This window comes from Pedobacter nyackensis, assembly GCF_900176505.1.
GTDB classification, from domain to species: Bacteria; Bacteroidota; Bacteroidia; order Sphingobacteriales; family Sphingobacteriaceae; genus Pedobacter; species Pedobacter nyackensis.
This window is the reverse complement of record NZ_FWYB01000010.1, coordinates 108,661-132,084: the sequence shown is the minus strand read 5'-3', so window position 1 is coordinate 132,084 and position 23,424 is coordinate 108,661. Positions and strand designations below refer to the sequence as shown.

Here is a 23,424-nt window from a genome sequence, read left to right as displayed (position 1 = left end):
GGATGGGCATTATTCAGCAACAAACAATAAAAGGAACCTTTTACTCATATCTCGGCGTTTTAATAGGCTTTTTCTCAGCTTACCTCATACAGCCCCATGTATTAAGTCCCGAACAAGTTGGCTTAATTGGCTTACTAACTACATTTTCCGTCCTATTTGCTCAAGTATCTGTCCTTGGGTTTAATGCTACTGCCAGGGTTTTTCCTTACTTCCGTAATCCCGAAAACCACGATAATGGCTACCTCGGTTTGGCATTCCTGATTTCTATTTCTGGTTTTGTGCTATTTTGTATTGCAGCATACTTCTTAAAGGATCAGATTGTACAAGAAAAGAATGATCAGAATAACTTATTTGCTACCTATTACTGGCAACTCATCCCTTTAACGTTCTTTACCATGGTTTTCAACATTCTTGAACTGTATTCCAGAATGCAATACGATACAACCATGGGTAAGGTTTTAAAGGAATTTACCAACCGCTTATTAGTATTGGGGGCATTGTTGCTGCTATTGATTAATTCCGTGAATTTTGAAACCTTTATGTGGGTTTGGCTGATTGTCAACAGCATTCCAACAGGAATGATCGTTTATCGCTTACATAAGCGAAATCAATTGTCATTTCGGCTAAATTTTGAGTTTATTGACAAACCTCTTAGAAAACAAATCATTCATCTCTGCTTTTTTGGAATTCTAACCGGCACGGCTCCATTTGTTATCCAAAATATTGATAGGTATATGATCAATGAAGAATTTGGTTTAACAAGCACGGGGGTTTATACTTTAGCTTTTACAATTGGAACCATTATCAGCTTGCCTGCACGTTCCTTATACAGTATCACTTACACGGTTATTGCCGAAGCATGGAAAAATGAAAATATACAGGAAATCAAGTCTATTTATAAAAAAAGCTGTATCAACCAACTGATTGCTACCTTGTTCTTATTTTTATTGATCTGGGCCAATATCCATAACATCTATCACATATTACCTGCCGCATACGACTCCGGACAATATGTAATCTTTTTTATTGGCATTGGTTATTTGATAGAAGCATCCACAGGAGTAAATGGTGTGATTGTGGCCACATCTAAATTTTATAAATACGAGTCTTACTTCAGCCTCGCAATAATAGTTGTGACTATCATAGCCAATCTAATTCTTATTCCGCGTTATGGAATAACAGGTGCGGCCATTGCTTCCGCTTTTACCTTACTCATTTTCAATTTATCGAGATATTTGTTTATCCTTCTCGTTTTTAAAATGCAGCCATTTTCTTACAAAACTCCCTTAACGATAATTACAGGTATTGCCGTTTACGTGATCGTAAATGCAATACCTTCTTTCTCCAACTTTATCTTAGATAGTATCCTTCGCGCAGGGTTGATTACGATGTTGTTTTGTGGAACAGCCTATTACTTACGCTTATCTGAAGATATCAATAATTTAATAAACAACCTGGCAAACAAATATCTAAAAGGAGAAACTAAATAAAGCTAGTTTAAATTCCCCTTATCATTGGTAATGAATTTATTCTCAGGCCTTCCAAAAAGTCTGCCTTTGATTTTCATCCATAAGGATTCTTTTTTCAATTCAGGCGGAGTATAAGGTGCAATCACTTTTTTACCCTTTCTGATGTGAAAAGCATTTGGACGTTTTAGTTTTTCAAAGACAACTATACTATCAAAGAAAGAAATACAATTGATGTGATCTGTGATTTCATTTAAAATCAGCTTATCCTGCTTCAGGATATGATCCCTGTATAAAGAATCAATGAGGTTCTTCGAATATTCAATAAAGGTACTAGGCTTCTTTAAACCACCATGGAATTCATACCAGTAAGAAGTGTGTGTATCTTCAACCAGATATACGCCGCCTTCCTTAACTTTTAAATATAACATTTCAAATGAAACCTTTTGTTGTATCATGGTATGCCCGCCATCATCAATAACAATATCCAGATCAGGCAACTCCTCGATAACCTTACTTAAGAATTTCGGATCACTTTGAGAACCGATAAACACTTTAGTGTTTTCATCTTCGAACTGCTTACATTCCGGATTAATATCCATAGCGAAGATGTTGATATCGTCACCAAAATATTTCTTCCACATCTGCAGCGAGCCACCATGAGAAATCCCAATCTCAAGAATATTGACCTTCTTGCCTTTAAATTTAGAGAAGTATCTTTCATAAATTTCAAAATAATGATCCCACTTATGAATCAGGCGACCATCATGCTGATAAAAAATATCTCTTAAACTATTATTTTCCATATTTAATGTTGTTAACAGGCTCAAATGTATTAAAACTTTGTAAATATGATTGGTGTTTTTGAAGAATGTTGAGACAGCGGCTATCCGTCCAAAACCGTTTTTTTAACACAAAAAAAGGTGCCCTAATTGCTTAGGACACCTTAATATATTCATGAATCGAATAAATCCGAAATCTAAAAACGCTTAGAAGTTTTTACCTTTTATTTTACGTTCAGCCTCAGTTAAGTGGATTTTACGTAAACGCATACTTTGCGGTGTAACCTCAATGTACTCATCAGCCTGGATATACTCCATTGCCTCTTCCAAAGAGAATTTAATTGCCGGAGCAATACGCTGACTATCATCAGTACCAGAAGCACGCATGTTAGTCAAAGCTTTACCTTTTACAATGTTAACTACTAAATCATTGTCACGGATGTGCTCACCAAGGATCTGACCTTCGTAAATATCAACTCCCGGATCAACAAAGAAACGACCACGATCCTGCAATTTATCAATTGAATAAGCAGTAGTACTTCCTTTTTCCATAGAAACCAATACTCCATTCAATCTACCAGGAATAACACCTTTCCAAGGCTCGTAAGATTTGAAACGGTGTGCCATGATAGCTTCACCACCTGTTGCAGTTAATACATTATTTCTTAAGCCAATGATACCACGCGCTGGGATATCAAATTCTAAGTGTTGTAAATCACCTTTTGGCTCCATAATCAATAACTCACCTTTACGTTGTGTTACCAATTCAATTACCTTACCAGCAACTTCACCCGGTACATCAACGATTAAGGTTTCAATAGGCTCACATTTTTTACCGTCAATTTCTTTAACGATAACTTGTGGCTGACCAACCTGAATCTCGTAACCTTCGCGACGCATAGTCTCGATTAATACTGATAAATGGAGAATACCCCTTCCGTATACTAAATAAGCATCTGGAGATTCCGTTTCTACAACTTTAAGCGCAAGATTTTTCTCGATCTCTTTGTACAAACGCTCTTTCAAACGCTGAGAAGTTACAAATTTACCTTCTTTACCAAAAAATGGTGAGTTGTTGATCGTGAACAACATGTTCATCGTAGGCTCATCAATTTTGATAACAGGCAATTGCTCCGGAGCTTCGAAATCAGCGATAGTATCACCAATATCAAAACCATCAATACCTACAACAGCACAGATATCACCAGATTTAACTTCAGTTGCACGAATTTTACCCAGACCTTCGAAAGTGTATAATTCTTTTACTCTTGTTTTTACAATTTTACCATCACGTTTAATCAAAGTAACCGGTTGGTTTTCTTTGATCACACCACGGTGTACACGTCCAATTGCAATACGACCTACGAAAGATGAATAATCTAACGAAGTGATCTGCATTTGTAAAGTACCATCATTTGTAGGTGCAGCAGGAATATTAGCAACAACTGCATCTAACAATGCAAAAATATCTGTAGTAGGAACTTTCCAGTCAGTACTCATCCATCCTTGTTTAGATGAACCGTAAATTACAGGGAAGTCTAACTGATCTTCTGTAGCCTCTAAGTTGAAGAACAATTCAAAGATTTGCTCATAAACTTCTTCAGGACGACAGTTTTCTTTATCTACCTTATTTACAACTACAATCGGCTTTAAACCTAAGGCTAAAGCTTTTTGAGTTACGAAACGAGTTTGAGGCATTGCACCTTCAAAAGCATCACACAATAACAACACGCCATCAGCCATTTTCAATACACGCTCTACCTCACCACCGAAATCGGCGTGACCAGGCGTATCAATAATGTTGATCTTTACATCTTTATACTGTACGGAAACGTTTTTCGATACGATGGTAATTCCTCGCTCACGCTCCAGATCATTGTTGTCAAGTATTAAATCCCCCGACTGCTCATTATCACGGAAGATTGAACAAGCGTGTAAGATCTTATCAACCAGTGTAGTTTTACCGTGGTCAACGTGGGCTATGATAGCTATATTTCTAATTTTTTGCATAAAATGCGTATGATTTTTGGCGCAAAGATAAGGTTTATTATCGATATATCAAGCGATTAGCTAAAAGCAATGTGATAAATCGTACACAAATTCCATCACATCTCCATAATAATCTAAATCTATCCAAACATAGCGGGATTGTCGCCGGGGAAAGCTAAATTTACATTTAACAGACTCCGATTGCCAAAGGGCTCATTATTTTTGCGTTATGGATATTCAAACCATTTTAGTGATTTTACTTTTTGCCGCCGCTATAGCCTATGTAGGGCGCATCATTTATCGCGCTGTATCTCCCAAAAGCGGAGGCTGCGCGTCGAACTGTAAATGCGGAGTAGATTTCTCCAATATCGAGCCTAACAAAAAATAGATTTCATCTATAACTATATGCTGGAACAGTTTAAAGCCTATTTACAGAACAAAGTAGCCATCACAGATGAGCAGTTTGCACTTATTTCCGACAAACTAAGAATAAAAAACTTCGAAAAGAATGAGATGATTCTCATGAAAGGAGAAGTATCAGCACATGGTTATTTCGTAATGAGTGGCCTATTGCGCAGCTACTCTATCGACAGCAAGGGAAAAACACACATCATACAGTTTGCCCCCGAACAATGGTGGCTTTCTGATCGCAACGGCATGCTTTTTAATGAAGCATCAGAGTTTTTTATTGATGCCATCGAACCTACGCAGGCCGTAGTGATTCCTAAAGATTACATCAATGATGCAGCGAAAATTGTTCCCTGCATGCACGACTTAAACCACACCATCCTCAACAATTCCATTCGTTTTATGCAAAAGCGTATCAATATGCTGCTCAGTGCAACAGCCGAAGAACGCTACCTGAATTTCATAAAACTTTACCCAAATCTTACCTTAAGAGTACCTCAATGGATGATTGCCTCCTATCTGGGCATCACACCGGAGTCGCTAAGCAGGGTTCGCAAGGACCTGGCACATAAGCACTTCAAACCTTAACAATTTCTTATCATACATCAATGTGCCCCTAAACATATCGCCATAACTTTGTGTTGTTAATTAGAAGATAAAATTAAACAACAATACTATGGCAACTACAAACTGGTCTTTAGACCCAACACACAGCGAATTACAGTTCAAAGTAAAACACTTAATGATTACGACTGTAACCGGTAGCTTTACTGCTTTAACTGCAAGTCTTACTAGTGAATCTGATGATTTTGAAAATGCTAAAGTTAAATTTGAAGCAGAGACCGGATCGATCAACACCACAAATACAGATCGCGACAATCACCTAAAAAGTGCAGACTTTTTTAATGCAGATCAATTCCCTAAAATCACTTTCGAATCTACTTCATTCGCTAAAGAAGATGATGAATATACTTTAACAGGAAACTTAACCATTAAAGGGGTAACGAATCCGGTAAAATTAAATGTAGAATTTGGCGGTATCGCTACAGATCCATGGGGAAATACTAAAGCAGGATTTACCATCAGCGGAAAAATCAAAAGAACAGATTTCGGCTTAACATGGAATGCAGCATTGGAAACCGGTGGTGTAATGGTAAGTGAAGAAGTAAGAATCTTAGGTGAACTACAATTCGTAAAACAAGCATAAAAAGACAAAATGCGTCCAGTCATAAAAGAAAGGAGACAAATGGAAGCAAATATTAAACCGGTATCGGCCGTATTAAACGCGCCGGCACCGCATATGGTCGGCGATGGCTTTAGGGTGCATAATTTTTTTCCAAATGGATATAAAATTAAAATGAGCCCTTTCTTTATGCTCGATTACAATGCTAAAATAGCATTCTCAGCAAGAAATGAACCTCGCGGCGTGAGTGTACACCCTCACCGGGGCTTTGAAACTGTTACCATTGCCTACCATGGCGCAGTAGCGCATCACGATAGCGCAGGCAACAGTGGAGTTATCTACCCCGGCGATGTACAATGGATGACTGCAGCAAGTGGTATACTCCACAAAGAGTACCATGAAGCAGAATACAGTAAAACCGGTGGCGATTTCCAAATGGTACAGCTATGGGTTAACTTGCCTGCAAAGGACAAAATGAGCCCCCCTAAATATCAAGCCATTAAACATGATGAAATTGCGACTCATGTATTACCTGAAAACGCCGGTCTCATTGAAGTAATTGCAGGATCATATCAGGATGTCAAAGGTTCAGCAAGTACATTTACACCAATTAATGTGTACAATGCAAAACTCAATCAAGGAGGAAAAGTATCACTTAGCTTCCCTGCTGATTACAATACCGGATTTGTTATCATTGAAGGTAAGATTAGAGTAAATGGCTCAGAAATAGCTGATACAGACCAGTTTATTTACTTTAAAAACGAAGGCACAGAGATTGAAATCGAAGCCATGGAAAATACGGTGATATTGATCCTTAGCGGTGAGCCGATCAATGAGCCCATAGCTCAGTATGGCCCCTTTCTGATGAATACACCTGAAGAAATACAACAAGCAATTAATGACTATAACCAGGGTAAGTTTGGTTACCTTGAAGAGTGAGAAAATAACCGTTCTCTTCATCGGCTGCATGATTCGCTGAAAAAGCGAATAACGCTGAGGCCGTTTCAGAGAAGGTAATTTTCTTAGTTATTGCACACCAGACAGGGTGCAGAAAAAGAGATAAAAATTCCCATGTTTTTTTAGACCTTTATTAATTGCATTGAAAGGGAAAATTACCTTCTCAAGAACTAGCTGCGGCCCTTAGTATTAACCAGCATTGTCGCAGTTTGAAGTACTGACCACGGTTAATTGCGTTGAAAGGGAAAATTACCTTTTCTGAAACGGCCTCAGCGTTCTTTGCCCCTTCTTCAGGGGCAATTAATGCAGCCGTTGAAGAGAACGGTTATTTTCCCCAATTAACTTCGTTGAATCAGACACACCGCATAAGCGACTACCCCCTCTTCTCTACCAATGAACCCCATTTGCTCATTAGTTGTAGCCTTTATAGAAATATCCTCTACAGAGATCCCTGCTGCCTCAGCGATATTTTGCTGCATTGTAGGAATATGAGGATTAATTTTAGGCGCTTCGATACACAACATCGCGTCAATATTCCCAATCTCAAAGCCCTTCTCCTGTACCAATCTAACGCTTTCTTTTAACAGGATCAGGCTACTGATGCCTTTCCATTGAGGATCAGTATTCTTAAAATGATAACCAATATCCCTTAAATTGGCTGCTCCAAGTAACGCATCACATATGGCATGTAAAAGAACATCCGCATCTGAATGTCCGAAAGCCCCACGATCATGTTCCAGATTAACCCCACCCACAATAAAGGGATGATTCTCTTTCAACTGGTGTACATCAAATCCAAAACCTACTTTAATCTTCATTCTATTCTATTTATTTTATGCTGGCTTCATTCAACCAGATCAATATTCAAATTATGTTATATGTGTAGAGCGCATGATCAGCTGAGCTTAATTCAGGGTCTCTCCAAAATTAAACAACAGTGTAAACCTTAATGTATTGGCTAAGGGACTCTTTTGCGCATTAGCAACCAAATAGGCAATATCTATATTAAATACATTATACTTCAATCCGGCCCCCAGGGTAAGGTAACGTCTGTTGCCTTTTTCGGGACTTTCATAAAAATACCCGGCCCTGAAAGCAAACTGCTGGTTATACCAATACTCCATTCCGGCAGCAACACTTACTTCTTTTACTTCCTCACTAAAACCACCGGGGGCATCGCTAAATGAGCCAAAAATACCTGAGGGCACCGAACGATCAGGGTCTTTTCCCGCCACAATCTTTCCATCAGTATCGTAAACTGGCTGCGTAGGCACCAGTAACTTATTAAAATCCAGCGCAAAAGTAAACTGATTAAAATCATCAATCAGGAAGGTTGACGCCCCTCCTATTTTGAGGTTCGCAGGCAGGAAGTAATCATTACCACGATCCGAATAACCCAATTTTGTACCAATATTAGAAATATTAAGTCCTGCAGAAACAATCGCGTCTGTACCTAAAAAGATTGTCGGCTTTTTAAAATAGGCAGAAACATCAACAGCCACTGCCTTTCCTGCTCTGGTCTGCTGCCCCGATGAAAACTGCCCTGAAGTGAGATCAGAATAGATATACCTTAATGACGTGCCCAAAGAAAACGAGGCATCAAGCTGCCTTGCATAGGTCGCGTCGATCGCCAGTTCACTGGGGCTATAAATGCCAAGATCCTGCTGATTTACATCAGTAAGCTGTATCTCTCCAAGGTTAAAATACCGCAAAGAGCCACCAATGGTTGTCTTTTCATCCGGCTTATAAAAACCGCTGACGTAAGTTAAACTCACATCCGGAACAAGACTTTTTAACCAGGGACTATAAGAAACAGAAAAACCATACTTTTTATCCAGAAAGGCAAGCTTCGAGGGATTGATAGCCATAGCATTCGCATCAGGCTGTACGGCAACCCCCGCTTCCCCCATACTTCCCGAACGGGCATCGGGTGTAATCAGCAAAAAAGGCACTGCTGTTACAATATTGTTAGACTGACTGCCATTTGTTTGGGTACCAGGTTGCACTACCTGAGCATGCAGTCCTGTACAAACTGCGCCCACGAAAAACCCACTAAATGCAATCTTAACAAGGCTCCCTAAATTCATCCTTTGGAAATAATTATCAATTATCGAACGCAAGTTAACATAGTGTTTATTAAAAACAAAGTATTGAAAGATTAACCAATGGTTTTAAAACAATACCCTATTTTAACTTTATTAAATATGTTCTTGCAGCATACACCTTTTTTTATGTAATTTTAACTGTTAGTTGTGGTTATTGACACTTGTACAACGATAACAACGCTTAAAGATTGATTTATACTATTTTAAATGAAAAAAACATCCTTATTTTCACTCATTTCCCTTCTTGCTATTGCCTCTTTTGTTTCCTGTAAATCTAAATCTGGTAGTTCGGACAAGACAGGAATGGCCTACAACAAGCAGGAATACGGTGGTTTTGCGGTAAATAACAAGTACAAACGCGGCCCGGGCCCCGGATTGGTGGAGATAGAGGGTGGTGTTTTTGTAATGAGTGGCAGTGCCATAAATGTACCGGGACAAGAATTAAGTTCTTACAACCACAAAAGAGAAACCACTGTTTCTTCTTTTTATATGGATGAAACTGAGGTTTCCAACACCAACTGGTTGGAATACTTAAACTGGATACGTACAAACTTCCCAAAAGATTACGAATATTATTACAACGAGATGCCGGATACGTTGGTTTGGCGTCAACCACTTTCTTATAATGAGCCTTACGTAGGTAATTATTTAAGACACCCGGCTTATCAGGATTACCCTGTAGTTGGTGTGAGTTGGGAGCAGGCAGAAAGATATTGTCAGTGGAGAACAGACAGGGTTAACGAATTGTTACTCCGTGAGCGTGGTTACATGACCACATTCAGAGACTTAAATGGCGGTAAAGGAAAGACAAACACTGCAGCAACAGCTACTGCTACAGGTCCTTTTAGTACTGACACCTATTTAGGTGGTCAGCACGATGATAAAGGCAAAAGAGCAATGAAAGATCTGAACCCTGCCAATGCAGCAGCAGGAACTGGCAAAAATGCAGCAACAAGAAATGTCAGACTGGAAGATGGTATTTTAAAACAACCATATCGTCTGCCAACAGAAGCTGAGTGGGAATACGCAGCCCTTGGTCTGATCGGCAATACCCAGTACGAAAATATCAACGATAATAAAATCTATCCATGGAGTGGCCTGGGCATGAGCTCAGCAAAGAAAAGCACCAGAGGATTAATCCTGGCCAACTTTAAAAGAACCAAAGGTGATTATATGGGTGTTGGTGGTTCATTAAATGATAAAGGAAGTATAACTGTTGCTGTAAGATCGTATACACCAAATGATTTTGGTCTTTACAACATGGCTGGAAACGTAAATGAATGGGTGGCCGATGTATACCGTTCTAACACTTTCGAAGCTGCTGATGCCTTTAACCCATATAGGGGTAACTTCTACCAGGATAAAAAGATTGTTGATGCAACTACAGGAAAACTGGCTATCGACAAATACAACAGACCGGTAATGACAGATGCCTTGAATGCCAAAAAACAAACCTGGGCAGAAAAACAGGCAGCTGCTGCAAAACCTGCAGACTCTTTAAAGAACACTTATGCCGATCAAAGGGGCTACAGGGATCCACAAAGTGAACTGTATGGAGAGATCACCTTGATCAATGACAAATCAAGAGTATACAAAGGAGGATCATGGAACGATCAGGCATTATGGCTTAACCCTGCTTCAAGAAGATACTTACAACAGGATGAATCTACTGCTGATATAGGCTTCAGATGCGCAATGACCATGCTGGGTGCCCCGGAGATCAGATCAAGCGGAAAACCTCAGTTTAAATCAAAACCGCCAAGAGCCTTCAAAGGAAAATAAAATATAAAGCATAAAAAAAGCGCTGATTCATAGGAGTCAGCGCTTTTTTTATGCCTAAACAATTAGGAGAATTGTATCAGAACTTCGTTCTTTTCGACTTTATCCCCTTTAGTAATCAGAATCTTTTTAACTATACCACTATCCGGGGATTTAATGATGTTCTCCATCTTCATGGCTTCCAATACCAGTAAATTATCACCTTTATTCACTTCCTGCCCTTCCTGTACCACAACATTAAGCACCAGTCCCGGCATCGGGGCTTTAATCTCTTTCATTTTATTGGCCTTGATATTATCTAAGCCCAGCTGCTTCAGCAGCAAGTCGTACTGGTCTTCAATAGCCACCTCATAAAGCGTCCCATTTACCTTTACCACACTTCTCTTTTCTGCCTTATCCTCAGAAACCAATTCTATGTTATAGGATTTGTTTTGGTATATCACATGTGTATGTCCGCCACCCAGCTCAGCTGAATCAATTTCTAATTCCGCACCATCCACTTTCAAGCCCTTTGGAGCCAGCTCTACGTCAAAATTGTACCGGTCATTTACTTTTACATTCATAGTTATTGTGTTAATGCATACTGTATTAAATTTGCACCCATTTTAAGCGCATTTGTTCGCTTTTCTTCGCTATCATCAGGATAAGTCCCGGCATCTTCCCAACCGTTGCCTAAATCACACTCATACGTGTAAAAACAAACAACCCTACCCTTCCATACCAAGGCATATCCCTTTGCAGGTTTGCCATCATGTTCATGTATCTTGGGCAATCCGTTAGCGAACTTGTATTTCTGATTATAAATACTGTGATTCGGAGGTAGCTCTACAAACGAGAGTTCCGGAAAAACCTTTTTCATTTCCGTACGGATAAACTTATCCAGACCGTAATTATCATCGATATGCAGAAAACCTCCGCCAATTAAATATTTACGTAGATTACCCGCTTCCGCTGTACTGAAAACGACATTACCATGTCCGGTAAGATAAACAAAAGGATAGTTAAAGATATCGGTGCTTCCCACCTCTACGATGGACTCCTGAGCCGCGAAATTGGTCCTCAGGTTCTTATTACAGAAGTCAATCAGATTTGGTAAGGCAGTCCGGTTGGCATACCAATCGCCACCACCGTTATACTTCAGCTTCGCTATTTTGTAGGTGGGTACCCAAAAACTGCTTTGCAACACTACCAGTAAAAGAAGTAATAGTAATTTTACCCTCATCGATTTAAATAATTCACTTCAAAACAAGCAGCCAATGCGGCTGTTTCTGTTCTCAAACGTGTATTACCTAAAGTTAAAGGTTTATAACCATTCTGCAAAGCCAATTCAATTTCATTGCCCGTAAAATCGCCTTCCGGGCCAATAAGAATGGTATAACGCTGCTTTGGTTCTGTAACCTGATTAATGAACTGCCGGGGTTCATTATCCAGACAGTGTGCAATCATTTTAACGCTGTCGTTTTCCTGTTTTAAAAAGGCCGACAAAGTAGTCTGTGGATTTAATACCGGATGATAAGCCTGCAAAGATTGTTTTACCGCAGATGTAATCACTTTATACAGCCTATCCTCTTTTACAATTTTCCGCTCCGATCTCTCGCAGATCACGGGAGTGATTTCTTCTATCCCGATTTCGGTAGCCTTTTCAAGGAACCACTCCAGTCGGTCGATATTTTTAGTAGGCGCAATTGCGATGTGCAGGTGATGATTGCGCTTATTGTATTCGTATTTAGCCTCAACTACCCTAAGGGTCACCTGTTTTTTATGCTCCCCGGTAATCTCAGCCTTATAAAGACCGCCCACACCGTCAATCAGGTAAACCATAGCACCGACACCTAAACGCAGTACTTTGATGCAATGCTTGCTCTCTTCCTCATTTAAAACATACTCGTTAGAGTTGATATCCGGGGTATAAAAAACGTGCATTGTTTTGGTTTTAGTGTAAGTCTATCGCATCACTTTTATTGATCACCAATTCCAGCTTTATGGTCTCTATGTTCTGCTCTGTTTTCTTTAAAATAGTAAACAGATAACCATAGCATTCTTCGCTATCACCTACTTCAGGTATTTTACCAAAAGCATGTGAAACCAGTCCGCCAACGGTGTCAAAATCTTCATCCTCCGGAAGGTCATGTGGAAGGTGCTCATTTACGTCATAAACAGTAGCATAAGCATTGATGATAAATTCAGTATCGGAGATCTTCTCAACAGTAGGTTTCTCTTCATCATACTCATCCTGAATCTCACCTACAATCTCCTCAACGATATCCTCAAGGGTCACCATACCGGCCGTTCCTCCGAATTCATCAATTACAATTGCAATCTGAATGCGTTTTTGCTGAAGCTCACTTAACAGATCATTGATCTTTTTAGTCTCAGGAACAAAATAAGGCTTTCTAATGATATCACTCAAAGTCCATTCCTTATTATCAGCTAATAACGGAAGCATATCTTTAGCATGCACAATACCGATGATCTTATCAATAATATCATCATATACTGGCAGACGTGAATATCCTTCCGCTATAACTTTTTCTACGACTTCCTTTTTCGGGGTATTCAATTCTACACCCGAAATCTTAGTTCGCGGAACCATAATATTTTTTACTACGCGCTCATTAAAATCAAAAACGTTTTTAATCAGCTCATGTTCGTTCGTATCCAACGCACCACTTTCCTTTCCCTGATCCAGTAAATAGTAAAGTTCCTCAGTACTGTGTACTGAATCGTGTCCACTAATATTGGAAATACCAAACATCTTCAATATGATGTTGGCAAACCCGTTCAGCACCCAGATAAATGGTCTGAATAACCAATAAAAAGCCTGAAGTGGTAAGGAAATAAACAAGGTGGTAGCTACCGGTCTTTGAATGGCAATTGATTTTGGCGCCAATTCTCCGAACACGATATGCATAACGGTAATGAACAAGAATGCTATACCGGTAGAAATAGAGGTGATGTACACCTCAGAAAGATTGAAATTGATCAGCAGGTCGTGCACAATGCTATGCATAACCGACTCACCCACCCAACCTAAACCAAGAGAGGCCAGGGTGATTCCCAATTGTGTTGCTGCAAGATAACCATCCAGATGCTGGGTGATATGCTTTGCGATGTTAGCAACACGGTTACCAGATTTAGCTTTTATCTCAATCTGAGAAGCCCTCACTTTTACTATTGCAAACTCTGCCGCAACAAAAAAACCGTTTAGGGCAACCAGAAAAAAGGTAAAAAATATTTTAAATGCTTCCATTTAAGATTGATTTCTAAACTTCTTGTCGTAAAGCTCAATACTTTCCTGAATCACTTTGTGTGCGTAACGTACGCCCAATAAATGCTCAATAGTTACTTTCTTTTCCTCTAATGCTTTGTAATCCTGGAAGAACTTCACGATCTCTTTCATGGTATGCGGAGGCAATTCAGCAAGGTCGTTAATGTAGTTCACTGACTGGTCGTTTTTAGCTACCGCGATGATTTTATCATCTTGCTCACCATTGTCAACCATGTGCATTACACCAATAACTTTAGCTTCAATAATGGTCATAGGATATACATCCACAGAACATAATACCAGAATGTCTAACGGGTCATTATCATCGCAATAAGTTTGCGGGATAAAACCGTAATTTGCAGGATACATCACTGAAGAAAATAGAACGCGGTCTAGTTTAATCAGATTTGAATCTTTATCGATTTCGTATTTAGCTTTTGACCCTTTAGGGATTTCAATAATTGCATTCACTACCTCCGGCAAATTATCGCCTGGAGATACACTGTGCCACGGATGACTGTCTTTACTCATTTTTATTGTTCAGTATTTGATAATTCATCATTGTCATTCTTAATCACCTTCTTTTTCACAAACGTGAGGATAAGTGGTATAGTCGTAATGACAATAAAACCTATAATTATATATAATAAATAATCGTTAATCTCTTTTTCAAATTTTTTACCCAGAAAATAACCGAGCAAAGTTAATGATGCTATCCAAATTAAAGCACCGGAAACGTTATATAAAGCAAATCTTTTAAAATCTAATCTCACTACCCCTGCAAAAATCGGTGCAAAAGTTCTTACAATCGGAACAAATCTACCCATAATTAAAGCAAAAGCACCCTGCTTGTTGTAATACTCCTCAGCAGCCTTCAAATACTTACGCTTAAAGAATAATGAATCTTTCCGGTGATAAAGTACCGGCCCCGTCTTTCGACCAAACCAATACCCGACAAAATTGCCCGAAATAGCAGAAACACATAGTCCTACAATCAAAACATAAATATTGACATCTAATTTACCCGTAGCCACGAACATTCCGGCAAGGAACAACAGATAGTCTCCAGGCAAAAAGAACCCAAAGAACAAACCCGTCTCGGCAAATATCACGAACATTACAACGTAAAAACCACCTTCTCTAAGTAATTTTTCGGGATCAATGAAGTGCTGTAATGAGTTCCAGAAATCGTGCATATTTCAATTATTCGTAAAACTACAAATAATTATCTATAGAAGTCACTATATCAGGTTTAAAATTACCGCCGGATATATTCCCAAAAATATAGTAATCAATACAGAAAAAACAAGCACCAGCTGGTATTGAACAGGCGTCTGTAATTCGGTATCGTTGCCTTCTTTGAAATACATGGCCACAATAACCCTGAAATAATAGTAGAAGCCTACAAGCGCATTTAAAATAGCAAATGCGACAAGATATACATGGTAACCTGTCATTACATTTAAGAACATCAGGTATTTTCCTATAAAACCTGCAGTAAGCGGTATACCTGCCAGCGAAAGCATCGCAACAGTCAATACCAGCGCTACAAACGGATTACGTTTAGCCAGACCATTAAAATTATCAAAGTGATCGTCCCCTGTTTTCCGCTTCACCAAAATTAAAACCGCAAAGGCAATGATGGTGGCAAAAGTATAAGCAGCAGCATAAACCAATACATTGTTTGATGAGCTTGCAGTTAAAGTAACCAAAGAAAACAACAGGTATCCGGCGTGCGAAATACTGGAATAAGCCAGCATTCTTTTGAAGCTCTTTTGAAATAAAGCGGTTACGTTTCCGATCAGCAAGGTTAAACATACGATGCCCATCAATGGCGGCATCCAGAAATCATGTAAAGGCGCAAAGGTATCTGCGAACAAGCGCAGGAATGCAGCAAAACCAGCAGTCTTAACAACGGTTGACATAAACGTTGTGATCAGCGTTGGCGCACCTTCATACACATCCGGAGTCCAGAAGTGAAATGGTGCTGCACCAATCTTAAAGCATAGTCCGACCATCATTAATATGATACCAGGATAGAACAGCGGTGAAACAGCTTTATAGTTCCCGACCAGATATTGATTGATCACAGCAAGATCAAAAGATCCTGTTGCCCCATAAACCAGGGTAATGCCGAACAAAAGGAAACCTGTAGAGAATGCCCCCATCAGGAAATATTTTAATGATGCTTCATTAGAGGCAAAATTATGCTTCTGGATCCCCGCCAGGATATACAAACTTACTGACATGATCTCCAGTCCGATAAACAGCATCGACATGTTCGTATAAGAAACCATGATGACAATACCGGCAAGGGCAAAAAGTATCAATGTAAAATACTCCGCTACGTTCTCGCTATTCGCGGCAAAGTAGTTTTGAGTCAGTAAAAATATAAGCAATGTGCCCAGAACCGTAATTCCTGTAAATGCCAAGGCAAAATTATCCATCCGCATCATTCCGTAATAGCTCTGATCCATGTTCCAACCTGAAGCCACAAAACCCAATGAAACAAGCAAACCAAGTAAGGTAAGGGGTAATAACGCTTTTTTAGCTTTAAACAAACCTGCGTAAAGCACCACTAAAGCTGTAACAGTTATTGTTATGATGATATTCATTTCCTTAGTTTACCGATGTTAATTTTTGTGTTACCTGTTCTATTAAATGTTGTACTGAAGCTTCCGACAGCTGCAAAATTGGTTTTGGATAAACACCCAAAACAATAACCAACGCGCAGATGATGTACAATACAACCTGCTCTGATCCTTTAATATCTTTAAAGCCAATGGTCAGTTCATTGGTTTTACCCAACATCACATTCTGATACATCCTGAGCATATAAACTGCACTAAAAATGATAGTCAGACCGGCAAATATTGCCGCCCATAAGCTATATTGATAGATACCAATCAACAAAAGAAATTCGCCAATGAAGCCATTCGTTCCTGGGAGAGCAACCGCTCCCAAAAGAATGATCAGGAATACGATAGCCAGTTTAGGTGCCTGTTTTGCAATACCACCCAGCTCAGCAATTTTATAAGTATGCATGCGACTGGCAATGATGTCCAGCACAAAGAACAAACCTACCACGTTAATACCATGACTCAGCATCTGAATCATTGCACCTTGCATACCCTGTACGTTCAAAGCAAAAATACCTGCTGATATTAAGCCCACATGACCGATAGAAGAATAAGCTACCAAACGTTTCGCATCTTTCTGGGTGAATGCAATCACTGAAGCGTAAACCACCCCGATGATAGACAAAATAATAGCGATATGTCCCCAATCCTGAACGCCGGCTGGAACAATAGGCAATAACCACCTGATTACCCCGTAAATACCCATTTTAAGCATGATACCCGAAAGTAGCATGGTTCCAGGAGCCGGAGCTTCCCTATAGGTATCCGGTTGCCAGGTATGGAAAGGAAATATTGGCATCTTAATCGCAAAGGCAACAAAGAAAGCCCAGAATATCCAAGCCTGTTGAGTTGAATCCAGGTTCAGACTATAAAATGCCTGTATATCGAAATTGTTCGAAGGGTTCTGTAAATAAAGATAAATGATGCCCAACAGCATGAATAATGAACCTGCAATCGTATAAACAAAAAACTTCATGTTTATCCTGATGCGGTCTTTACCACCCCAAATCGCACAAATAAAGTAGATCGGGATCAACGCTGCTTCCCATCCAATATAGAACAAGAAAGCATCCATAGCCGTAAACACGATCAATAAGCCACTTTGCATGAATAAAATCAAAGCAAAAAAGGCATTCGCGCTTTTATACTGATGCTGGTAAGCCGAAAGAATGATCAATGGAACCAATACGTTTGTTAGCAGTACCGTGATCATACTGATGCCGTCAACACCCGCATGGAAACTGATGCCAAGATCCTTTATCCACGGACAGTTTACAACGAACTGCGTACTTGCATCCGGAATAAAATTACATACCATAACCAAAGCCAGGGCTAAAGAAACAATTGCCGATACCAATGCAACATGTTTTGCGGCATTTCCGGTAAATGCGGTAACCAAGGCGCCAACCAATGGTAGAAATATAAGAAGTAGTAAAAGTTGTTCCATTATCTTTTCTTGAACGATCTTTTATAGTGATAAATAAGTATACAATAACATGGAGATGATTCCTATCACCATCATAAAAATATAAAAGCCAACGTTTCCTGTTTGCAGCAAACGTAAACCTTTACTGCCCTCTGAAGCAGTCCAGCCAAAACCATTTACAATGCCATCAACAATTTTATTGTCGACAATCTTATAAAAGAATCCTGAAAGTACATCTAAAGGCTTTTTGAATAAGGCATCATATATTTCATCAAAATAAAACTTGTTGTACGATAACCTGGCCAATGCAGGACGACTAGCCTCATCAGGTACAGGAATATGATTCTGTTTAACGTATTTGCTATAAGCAACACCGATTGAAATCAATACACCTAATACAGAAACAGCCATCAACATATATTCAGTAGCATGGTCAGGCGCTTCACCTACATGCTTAATAACAGGAGCCATCCAATGCGATAACCAGTGACTTCCACCCAGGGCTTCAGGAATACCAATCAAACCGCCGATAGCAGATAAAACTGCCAGAACGATTAATGGCACAGTCATCGACTTAGGCGACTCATGAATTTTCTCTTCAGCATGGTGTGTACCGCGGTACTTTCCGAAGAAAGTAAGGAACAACATCCTGAACATGTAAAATGCTGTTAAGAAAGCTGTAAACACTGCGAGTCCCCACATTACTTTATCATGCATATAAACATGGGCCAGAATCTCATCTTTAGAGAAGAAACCTGAGAATGGAGGTAAACCTGCAATTGCGATTGTACCAATTAACATGGTTAAAAAAGTAACCGGTAATTTCTTACGCAAACCACCCATATGGCGCATATCCTGCTCATGGTGTAAAGCGTGGATTACTGAACCAGCACATAAGAACAACAAAGCTTTAAAGAAAGCATGTGTAATCACGTGGAAGAAGGCACCATTGTAAGCACCAACACCTAAGCCCAGGAACATATAACCCAATTGAGATACGGTTGAATAAGCCAGTACCTTTTTAATATCATTTTGCGTTAAAGCAATAATTGCCCCCACAATTGCAGTAGCCAAACCAACGATAGCAATTACATGCTGTATCATTGGTGCCAGGTCAAATAACAGGTTCGATCTTGCGATCATATAAATACCTGCCGTAACCATCGTCGCCGCATGAATCAAAGCAGAAACCGGAGTCGGACCCGCCATCGCATCCGGCAACCAGGTGAACAAAGGCAACTGAGCAGATTTACCGCAGGCACCAATAAATAGGAATAAAGCAATTAAAGCGATTGTACCATTGCCCGGCAACATATTTGCCGCCTGAGGAAATATCTTAGTAAACTCTACACTACCAAAAGTGGTGAAGATTAAAAACACCCCCAACAAGAAACCAAGGTCACCAATACGGTTCATTACAAAAGCCTTCTTAGCGGCCGATGCATAACTGCTGTTGGTATACCAGAAACCGATCAGTAAGTAAGAGCATAGCCCCACACCTTCCCAACCGATAAACATCACAATGTAGTTTGATCCCAATACCAATAGCAACATGAAGAAGATAAACAGGTTCAGGTAGCTAAAAAACTTACCAAAGCCCTCATCACTGTGCATGTAGCCGATAGAGTAAATATGAATCAGGAATCCTACCCCTGTAATGATCAGGAGCATTAATGAACTCAATGGATCAACCAAAAAGGACAATGGAATGTGCAGGGAACCTGCGCTGATCCAATCAAAAAGAAATATCTCATGAGACTTATTCGCATCAGCACCCAGTTCAAAAAAGATTCCCAAACTGATGGCGAACGAAATGAATATTACACTGCTTCCAATAAAACCGATCAGGTTTTTGGATAATGAATTTCTGCCAAGGCCATTAATTACAAAGCCTAACAGAGGAATCAAGGGAACCAGCCAAACTAAATTTATCATCTTATAATTTCTTCTTAATAATTACCACTTAAGGCGATTCAACACATTAACATCTGTAGACTGGGTATTTCTGTAAACCATTACAATAATACTCAACCCTATGGCAACCTCGGCAGCGGCCAGGGTCATAATAAAGAACACGAATATCTGACCGGAAGGGTCATTGCTATGTACCGAAAAAGCAGTCAGCAATAAATTCACGGCATTCAGCATCAGCTCCACAGACATGAAAATAACAATAGCATTTCTGCGTGTTAAAACGCCAATAACACCAATAGTGAAAATGATTGTACTTAACCAGATGTAATGGTTTAGCGGTACCCCTTGTAATTGTTGAGTAATGTCGCCCATTATACTTTTTCTTTTTTAGTTAATAATATCGCACCTACCATTGCCGAAAGCAATAAGATAGAGCACAGTTCAAATGGCAGCATGAATGGTCCAAACAATTCCTTACCCAGGTTTTTAACCAGACCAAGATTTGGATTCCTCAATATAACCGGATCAGAAATGGCTGTTGCTTTTAATGTACCTACCAAAGTAACTACCAGGCAACATCCGGCGATTACACCAACCACCTTAACCAAGGTAGATTTCAGCGGCTCATTGTCCTTATTCAGGTTCAGCAACATCAGCACGAAGAGGAATAACACCATGATCGCTCCCATGTACACAATGAAGTTTACTACCGCCAAAAACTGCGCATTCAGCAGAATGTAATGCACGGTAAACGTAAAGAATGTAACAATCAGGTAAAGGACACTATGCACCGGGTTTTTCGAAAAAATAACCATCAGTGAAAAGATGACGCTTAGTGTGGCAACAAAATAGAATACCGATGTACCCATTTATTTATATATTAAACTGTTTATGTGAATAGCCCTAAAGCTATGTATGTTTATTATTTTTTATTTAAAGGCTGTTCAACCAACTTATCCTTACCGTAAATGAAATCTTTACGCAGATAATCTGAAGGAACAATAGGGCCATCCAGGTAAATTGCCTCTTTCGGACAAGCCTCTTCACACAAGCCGCAGAAAATGCAACGTAGCATGTTGATCTCGTATACCGAAGCATATTTCTCTTCGCGGTACAAATCTATCTCCTCAGGTTTACGCTCAGCAGCAATCATCGTGATCGCCTCCGCAGGGCATGATAAAGCGCATAAGCCACAAGCTGTACAACGCTCTTTACCTTCTTCATCTCTTTTTAAAGAGTGCATTCCTCTAAAATTGGTAGAGAACTCCCGCTGTACCTCAGGGTATCTGATCGTCGCCTCTTTCTTAAAGAAGTGACTGATCGTAATAGCCATCCCTTTAAAGATTGCAGGCAAATACATGCGCTCTGCAAACGATAGGGGCTTTTGTTCTAATACTTTCTTCTTACTGGTTAATGGTTCCATTAAACCTCCTTATTATTTCCACAAATGTGGATGTTAAAATCCTTCAATTACTGCGATCACCACACCGGTAACCACTATGTTCGCTATAGCTAAAGGAATCAATACCTTCCAGCCTAAATGCATCAACTGATCGTAGCGGAAACGTGGAATCGTCCACCTTACCCACATAAAGAAAAATATAAATGCAAATATCTTAATAAAGAATACGCCTGTTCCAATCAGCGGACCAATTACAGGGCCGGTATTGGCCAGTACCCAGTCCATACCAGGATAGTTATAACCACCAAAATATAAAGTAGCCATTACTGCCGCAGAAACAAACATATTGATGTATTCAGCAAACAAATAGAAACCCAGTTTCATAGATGAATACTCTGTATGGTATCCACCGATCAACTCCGTTTCACACTCAGGTAAATCGAAAGGTGCTCTGTTGGTTTCCGCAAAAGAGCAGATCATAAACAAAAGAAAACCCAGTGGCTGGTACAATACGTTCCAACGCCAGCCGTGCTGTCCGTCTACAATCTCCTTCAAACTCATGGTACCGGTAACCAGCAACAATGCGATAATCGATAAACCCATCGCTATCTCATAACTGATATTCTGAGAAGCAGCCCTGATGGCACTTAACAACGAATACTTGTTATTTGATGCCCAGCCACCAATCATTACCCCATAAACCCCCAGTGAAACCACACCAAAAATGTAGAGCAAACCCACATTGATGTCGGCCACCTGTAAAGGAATGATCCTGTCACCAATAGCGATCGGACTACCCCATGGAATAACTGCAGTACCAATACAAGCCGTAAGCATAGCCAAACCCGGCCCTACCATAAACAACCATTTACTCGCATTTGAAGGAACAATTTCTTCCTTCATGAACATCTTTACACCATCTGCCAAAGGCTGCAGAATACCAAAAGGGCCAGCTCTATCTGGTCCTAACCTGTCCTGTAAAAAAGCAGCCACTTTTCTTTCTGCATAAGTAGAATACATGGCGATCACTAAGCTGATACCAAAAATGATAGCTACAAGTACAAATTTTTCTATTACAAAAGCTATATCCATTAGAATTTAGTGGTTTTTTCTAGTTCAATCTTATTCGCCTCCTGTAACTTAGGATTAGGTTGAATTACCGGTAATGGCTTTAAAGTCTCATAATGATTAGAAGAGATAACTGAAGTATCGCTGATTTGTGTAGGCTGTTCAATTACCCAATCCGCAGTCTTTTTCTTATCAAACCTGCAGGTATTGCATATAAACTCTTCTACCTCACCGTAAATATCTTTACGCGCTGTTACCCTGATCACATCTTCGCCTTTGTACCATAAAGTCACCTTACCACTGCAGGTAGGGCAATCTCTGTGTGCATCAATAGGCTTGGTAAACCAAACCCTGTTTTTAAAGCGGAATGATTTATCTGTTAAGGCGCCAACCGGACAAACGTCGATCACATTTCCTGAGAAATCATTATCAACTGCCGTTTGAATATAGGTAGAGATCTCAGAATGATCCCCCCTGTTCAGGATGCCGTGTACCCTTTTATTCGTAATCTGATCAGCGGTAAACACACAACGGTAGCATAAAATACACCTGTTCATGTGTAACTGGATCTTATCGCCGATATCTATGCGGTCAAAAGTTCTGCGTTCAAACTCATACCTTGTTTTTTGCAAGCCATGCTCGTAACTCAGATTTTGAAGATCACACTCACCTGCCTGGTCGCAAACCGGACAATCCAGCGGATGGTTGATCAATAACATCTCTACCACACCACTACGTGCTTCAATTACTTCCGGAGAAGTAATGTTCATCACTTCCATACCATCCATTACAGTAGTACGGCATGATGCTACAAGTTTAGGCATCGGGCGAGGGTCTTTTTCGGAGCCCTTGCTTACCTTAACAATGCAGGTACGGCATTTTCCACCGCTGCCTTCTAATTTGGAATAATAGCACATTGCAGGCGGCACAATATCCCCACCTATTTGCCTTGCAGCATTCAGGATAGAGGTGCCGGGCGCTACTTCTACTGTTATTCCGTCTATGGTTACCTTAACTTTATCACTCATTGTTAAAGAA

General features: G+C 39.8%; 24 protein-coding genes. 6 read left to right on the top strand and 18 right to left on the bottom strand.

What is annotated here, in order from left to right:
- Positions 1–2 precede the first annotated feature (2 nt).
- Entirely contained in the window at positions 3–1,490 is a 1,488-nt protein-coding gene (locus B9A18_RS17385; RefSeq protein WP_084290820.1) for a polysaccharide biosynthesis C-terminal domain-containing protein, read from the top strand.
- Between the two features lie 2 nt (positions 1,491–1,492).
- Here B9A18_RS17385 and B9A18_RS17380 read toward each other — a convergent pair whose 3' ends face one another.
- Positions 1,493–2,272, bottom strand: a complete 780-nt coding sequence (locus B9A18_RS17380; protein ID WP_084290819.1) for a class I SAM-dependent methyltransferase — start codon at positions 2,270–2,272, stop codon at positions 1,493–1,495.
- A 183-nt stretch (positions 2,273–2,455) separates the two neighbouring features.
- Complete coding sequence (gene typA, locus B9A18_RS17375; protein ID WP_084290818.1) at positions 2,456–4,258, bottom strand: translational GTPase TypA; 1,803 nt, start codon at positions 4,256–4,258, stop codon at positions 2,456–2,458.
- A gap of 208 nt (positions 4,259–4,466) precedes the next feature.
- Here typA and B9A18_RS25020 point away from each other — a divergent pair, with 208 nt between their 5' ends.
- From B9A18_RS25020 to B9A18_RS17360, 4 genes are all read left to right on the top strand, one after another.
- Positions 4,467–4,625 (top strand): FeoB-associated Cys-rich membrane protein, encoded by a 159-nt coding sequence (locus B9A18_RS25020; protein ID WP_144009532.1) that lies wholly within the window; start codon positions 4,467–4,469, stop codon positions 4,623–4,625.
- A gap of 17 nt (positions 4,626–4,642) precedes the next feature.
- Positions 4,643–5,233: a Crp/Fnr family transcriptional regulator gene (locus tag B9A18_RS17370; protein ID WP_084290817.1), complete on the top strand. Its 591-nt coding sequence runs from the start codon at positions 4,643–4,645 to the stop codon at positions 5,231–5,233.
- 88 nt (positions 5,234–5,321) lie between these two features.
- Positions 5,322–5,852, top strand: coding sequence for a YceI family protein (locus tag B9A18_RS17365; protein WP_084290816.1), 531 nt, complete (start codon positions 5,322–5,324; stop codon positions 5,850–5,852).
- Between the two features lie 9 nt (positions 5,853–5,861).
- Complete coding sequence (locus tag B9A18_RS17360; protein WP_235005361.1) at positions 5,862–6,767, top strand: pirin family protein; 906 nt, start codon at positions 5,862–5,864, stop codon at positions 6,765–6,767.
- A 356-nt stretch (positions 6,768–7,123) separates the two neighbouring features.
- Here B9A18_RS17360 and ispF read toward each other — a convergent pair whose 3' ends face one another.
- Positions 7,124–7,603: a 2-C-methyl-D-erythritol 2,4-cyclodiphosphate synthase gene (gene ispF, locus B9A18_RS17355; protein ID WP_084290814.1), complete on the bottom strand. Its 480-nt coding sequence runs from the start codon at positions 7,601–7,603 to the stop codon at positions 7,124–7,126.
- An 87-nt stretch (positions 7,604–7,690) separates the two neighbouring features.
- Positions 7,691–8,872 (bottom strand): type IX secretion system outer membrane channel protein PorV, encoded by a 1,182-nt coding sequence (gene porV, locus B9A18_RS17350; protein ID WP_084290813.1) that lies wholly within the window; start codon positions 8,870–8,872, stop codon positions 7,691–7,693.
- A 225-nt stretch (positions 8,873–9,097) separates the two neighbouring features.
- Between porV and B9A18_RS17345 the strand changes: the two genes are divergently transcribed.
- Positions 9,098–10,672 (top strand): SUMF1/EgtB/PvdO family nonheme iron enzyme, encoded by a 1,575-nt coding sequence (locus B9A18_RS17345; protein ID WP_084290812.1) that lies wholly within the window; start codon positions 9,098–9,100, stop codon positions 10,670–10,672.
- A gap of 62 nt (positions 10,673–10,734) precedes the next feature.
- Here B9A18_RS17345 and B9A18_RS17340 read toward each other — a convergent pair whose 3' ends face one another.
- From B9A18_RS17340 to B9A18_RS17275, 14 genes are read right to left on the bottom strand one after another with little or no spacing between them, the layout of a single operon-like run.
- The gene (locus tag B9A18_RS17340) at positions 10,735–11,232 is read right to left on the bottom strand and encodes a biotin/lipoyl-containing protein (protein ID WP_084290811.1); all 498 of its coding nucleotides are present in this window, start codon (positions 11,230–11,232) and stop codon (positions 10,735–10,737) included.
- A 2-nt stretch (positions 11,233–11,234) separates the two neighbouring features.
- Positions 11,235–11,891: a DUF4159 domain-containing protein gene (locus tag B9A18_RS17335; RefSeq protein ID WP_084290810.1), complete on the bottom strand. Its 657-nt coding sequence runs from the start codon at positions 11,889–11,891 to the stop codon at positions 11,235–11,237.
- On the bottom strand, positions 11,888–12,592 hold the full coding sequence (locus B9A18_RS17330) for a 16S rRNA (uracil(1498)-N(3))-methyltransferase (RefSeq protein ID WP_084290809.1): 705 nt from the start codon (positions 12,590–12,592) through the stop codon (positions 11,888–11,890). Before B9A18_RS17330 ends, B9A18_RS17335 begins: the two co-directional genes overlap by 4 nt.
- A gap of 10 nt (positions 12,593–12,602) precedes the next feature.
- Positions 12,603–13,919, bottom strand: coding sequence for a hemolysin family protein (locus B9A18_RS17325; RefSeq protein WP_084290808.1), 1,317 nt, complete (start codon positions 13,917–13,919; stop codon positions 12,603–12,605).
- Positions 13,920–14,468 (bottom strand): inorganic diphosphatase, encoded by a 549-nt coding sequence (locus tag B9A18_RS17320; RefSeq protein WP_084290807.1) that lies wholly within the window; start codon positions 14,466–14,468, stop codon positions 13,920–13,922.
- 2 nt (positions 14,469–14,470) lie between these two features.
- Positions 14,471–15,133 (bottom strand): DedA family protein, encoded by a 663-nt coding sequence (locus B9A18_RS17315; protein ID WP_084290806.1) that lies wholly within the window; start codon positions 15,131–15,133, stop codon positions 14,471–14,473.
- 45 nt (positions 15,134–15,178) lie between these two features.
- Entirely contained in the window at positions 15,179–16,552 is a 1,374-nt protein-coding gene (locus B9A18_RS17310) for an NADH-quinone oxidoreductase subunit N (protein WP_084290805.1), read from the bottom strand.
- A 4-nt stretch (positions 16,553–16,556) separates the two neighbouring features.
- Positions 16,557–18,023, bottom strand: a complete 1,467-nt coding sequence (locus tag B9A18_RS17305; protein ID WP_084290804.1) for a complex I subunit 4 family protein — start codon at positions 18,021–18,023, stop codon at positions 16,557–16,559.
- 21 nt (positions 18,024–18,044) lie between these two features.
- The gene (gene nuoL / locus B9A18_RS17300; protein WP_084290803.1) at positions 18,045–19,937 is read right to left on the bottom strand and encodes an NADH-quinone oxidoreductase subunit L; all 1,893 of its coding nucleotides are present in this window, start codon (positions 19,935–19,937) and stop codon (positions 18,045–18,047) included.
- A gap of 21 nt (positions 19,938–19,958) precedes the next feature.
- On the bottom strand, positions 19,959–20,288 hold the full coding sequence (gene nuoK, locus B9A18_RS17295; protein WP_084290802.1) for an NADH-quinone oxidoreductase subunit NuoK: 330 nt from the start codon (positions 20,286–20,288) through the stop codon (positions 19,959–19,961).
- Complete coding sequence (locus B9A18_RS17290; RefSeq protein WP_084290801.1) at positions 20,288–20,785, bottom strand: NADH-quinone oxidoreductase subunit J family protein; 498 nt, start codon at positions 20,783–20,785, stop codon at positions 20,288–20,290. The genes nuoK and B9A18_RS17290 overlap by 1 nt, the downstream gene beginning before the upstream one ends.
- A 53-nt stretch (positions 20,786–20,838) precedes the next feature.
- The gene (locus B9A18_RS17285) at positions 20,839–21,339 is read right to left on the bottom strand and encodes a NuoI/complex I 23 kDa subunit family protein (protein WP_084290800.1); all 501 of its coding nucleotides are present in this window, start codon (positions 21,337–21,339) and stop codon (positions 20,839–20,841) included.
- Between the two features lie 33 nt (positions 21,340–21,372).
- A complete protein-coding gene (gene nuoH, locus B9A18_RS17280) occupies positions 21,373–22,410 on the bottom strand; it encodes an NADH-quinone oxidoreductase subunit NuoH (RefSeq protein ID WP_084290799.1) in 1,038 nt (345 codons plus the stop codon).
- Entirely contained in the window at positions 22,410–23,414 is a 1,005-nt protein-coding gene (locus B9A18_RS17275; RefSeq protein WP_084290798.1) for an NADH-quinone oxidoreductase subunit G, read from the bottom strand. Before B9A18_RS17275 ends, nuoH begins: the two co-directional genes overlap by 1 nt.
- Between the last annotated feature and the right edge of the window lie 10 nt (positions 23,415–23,424).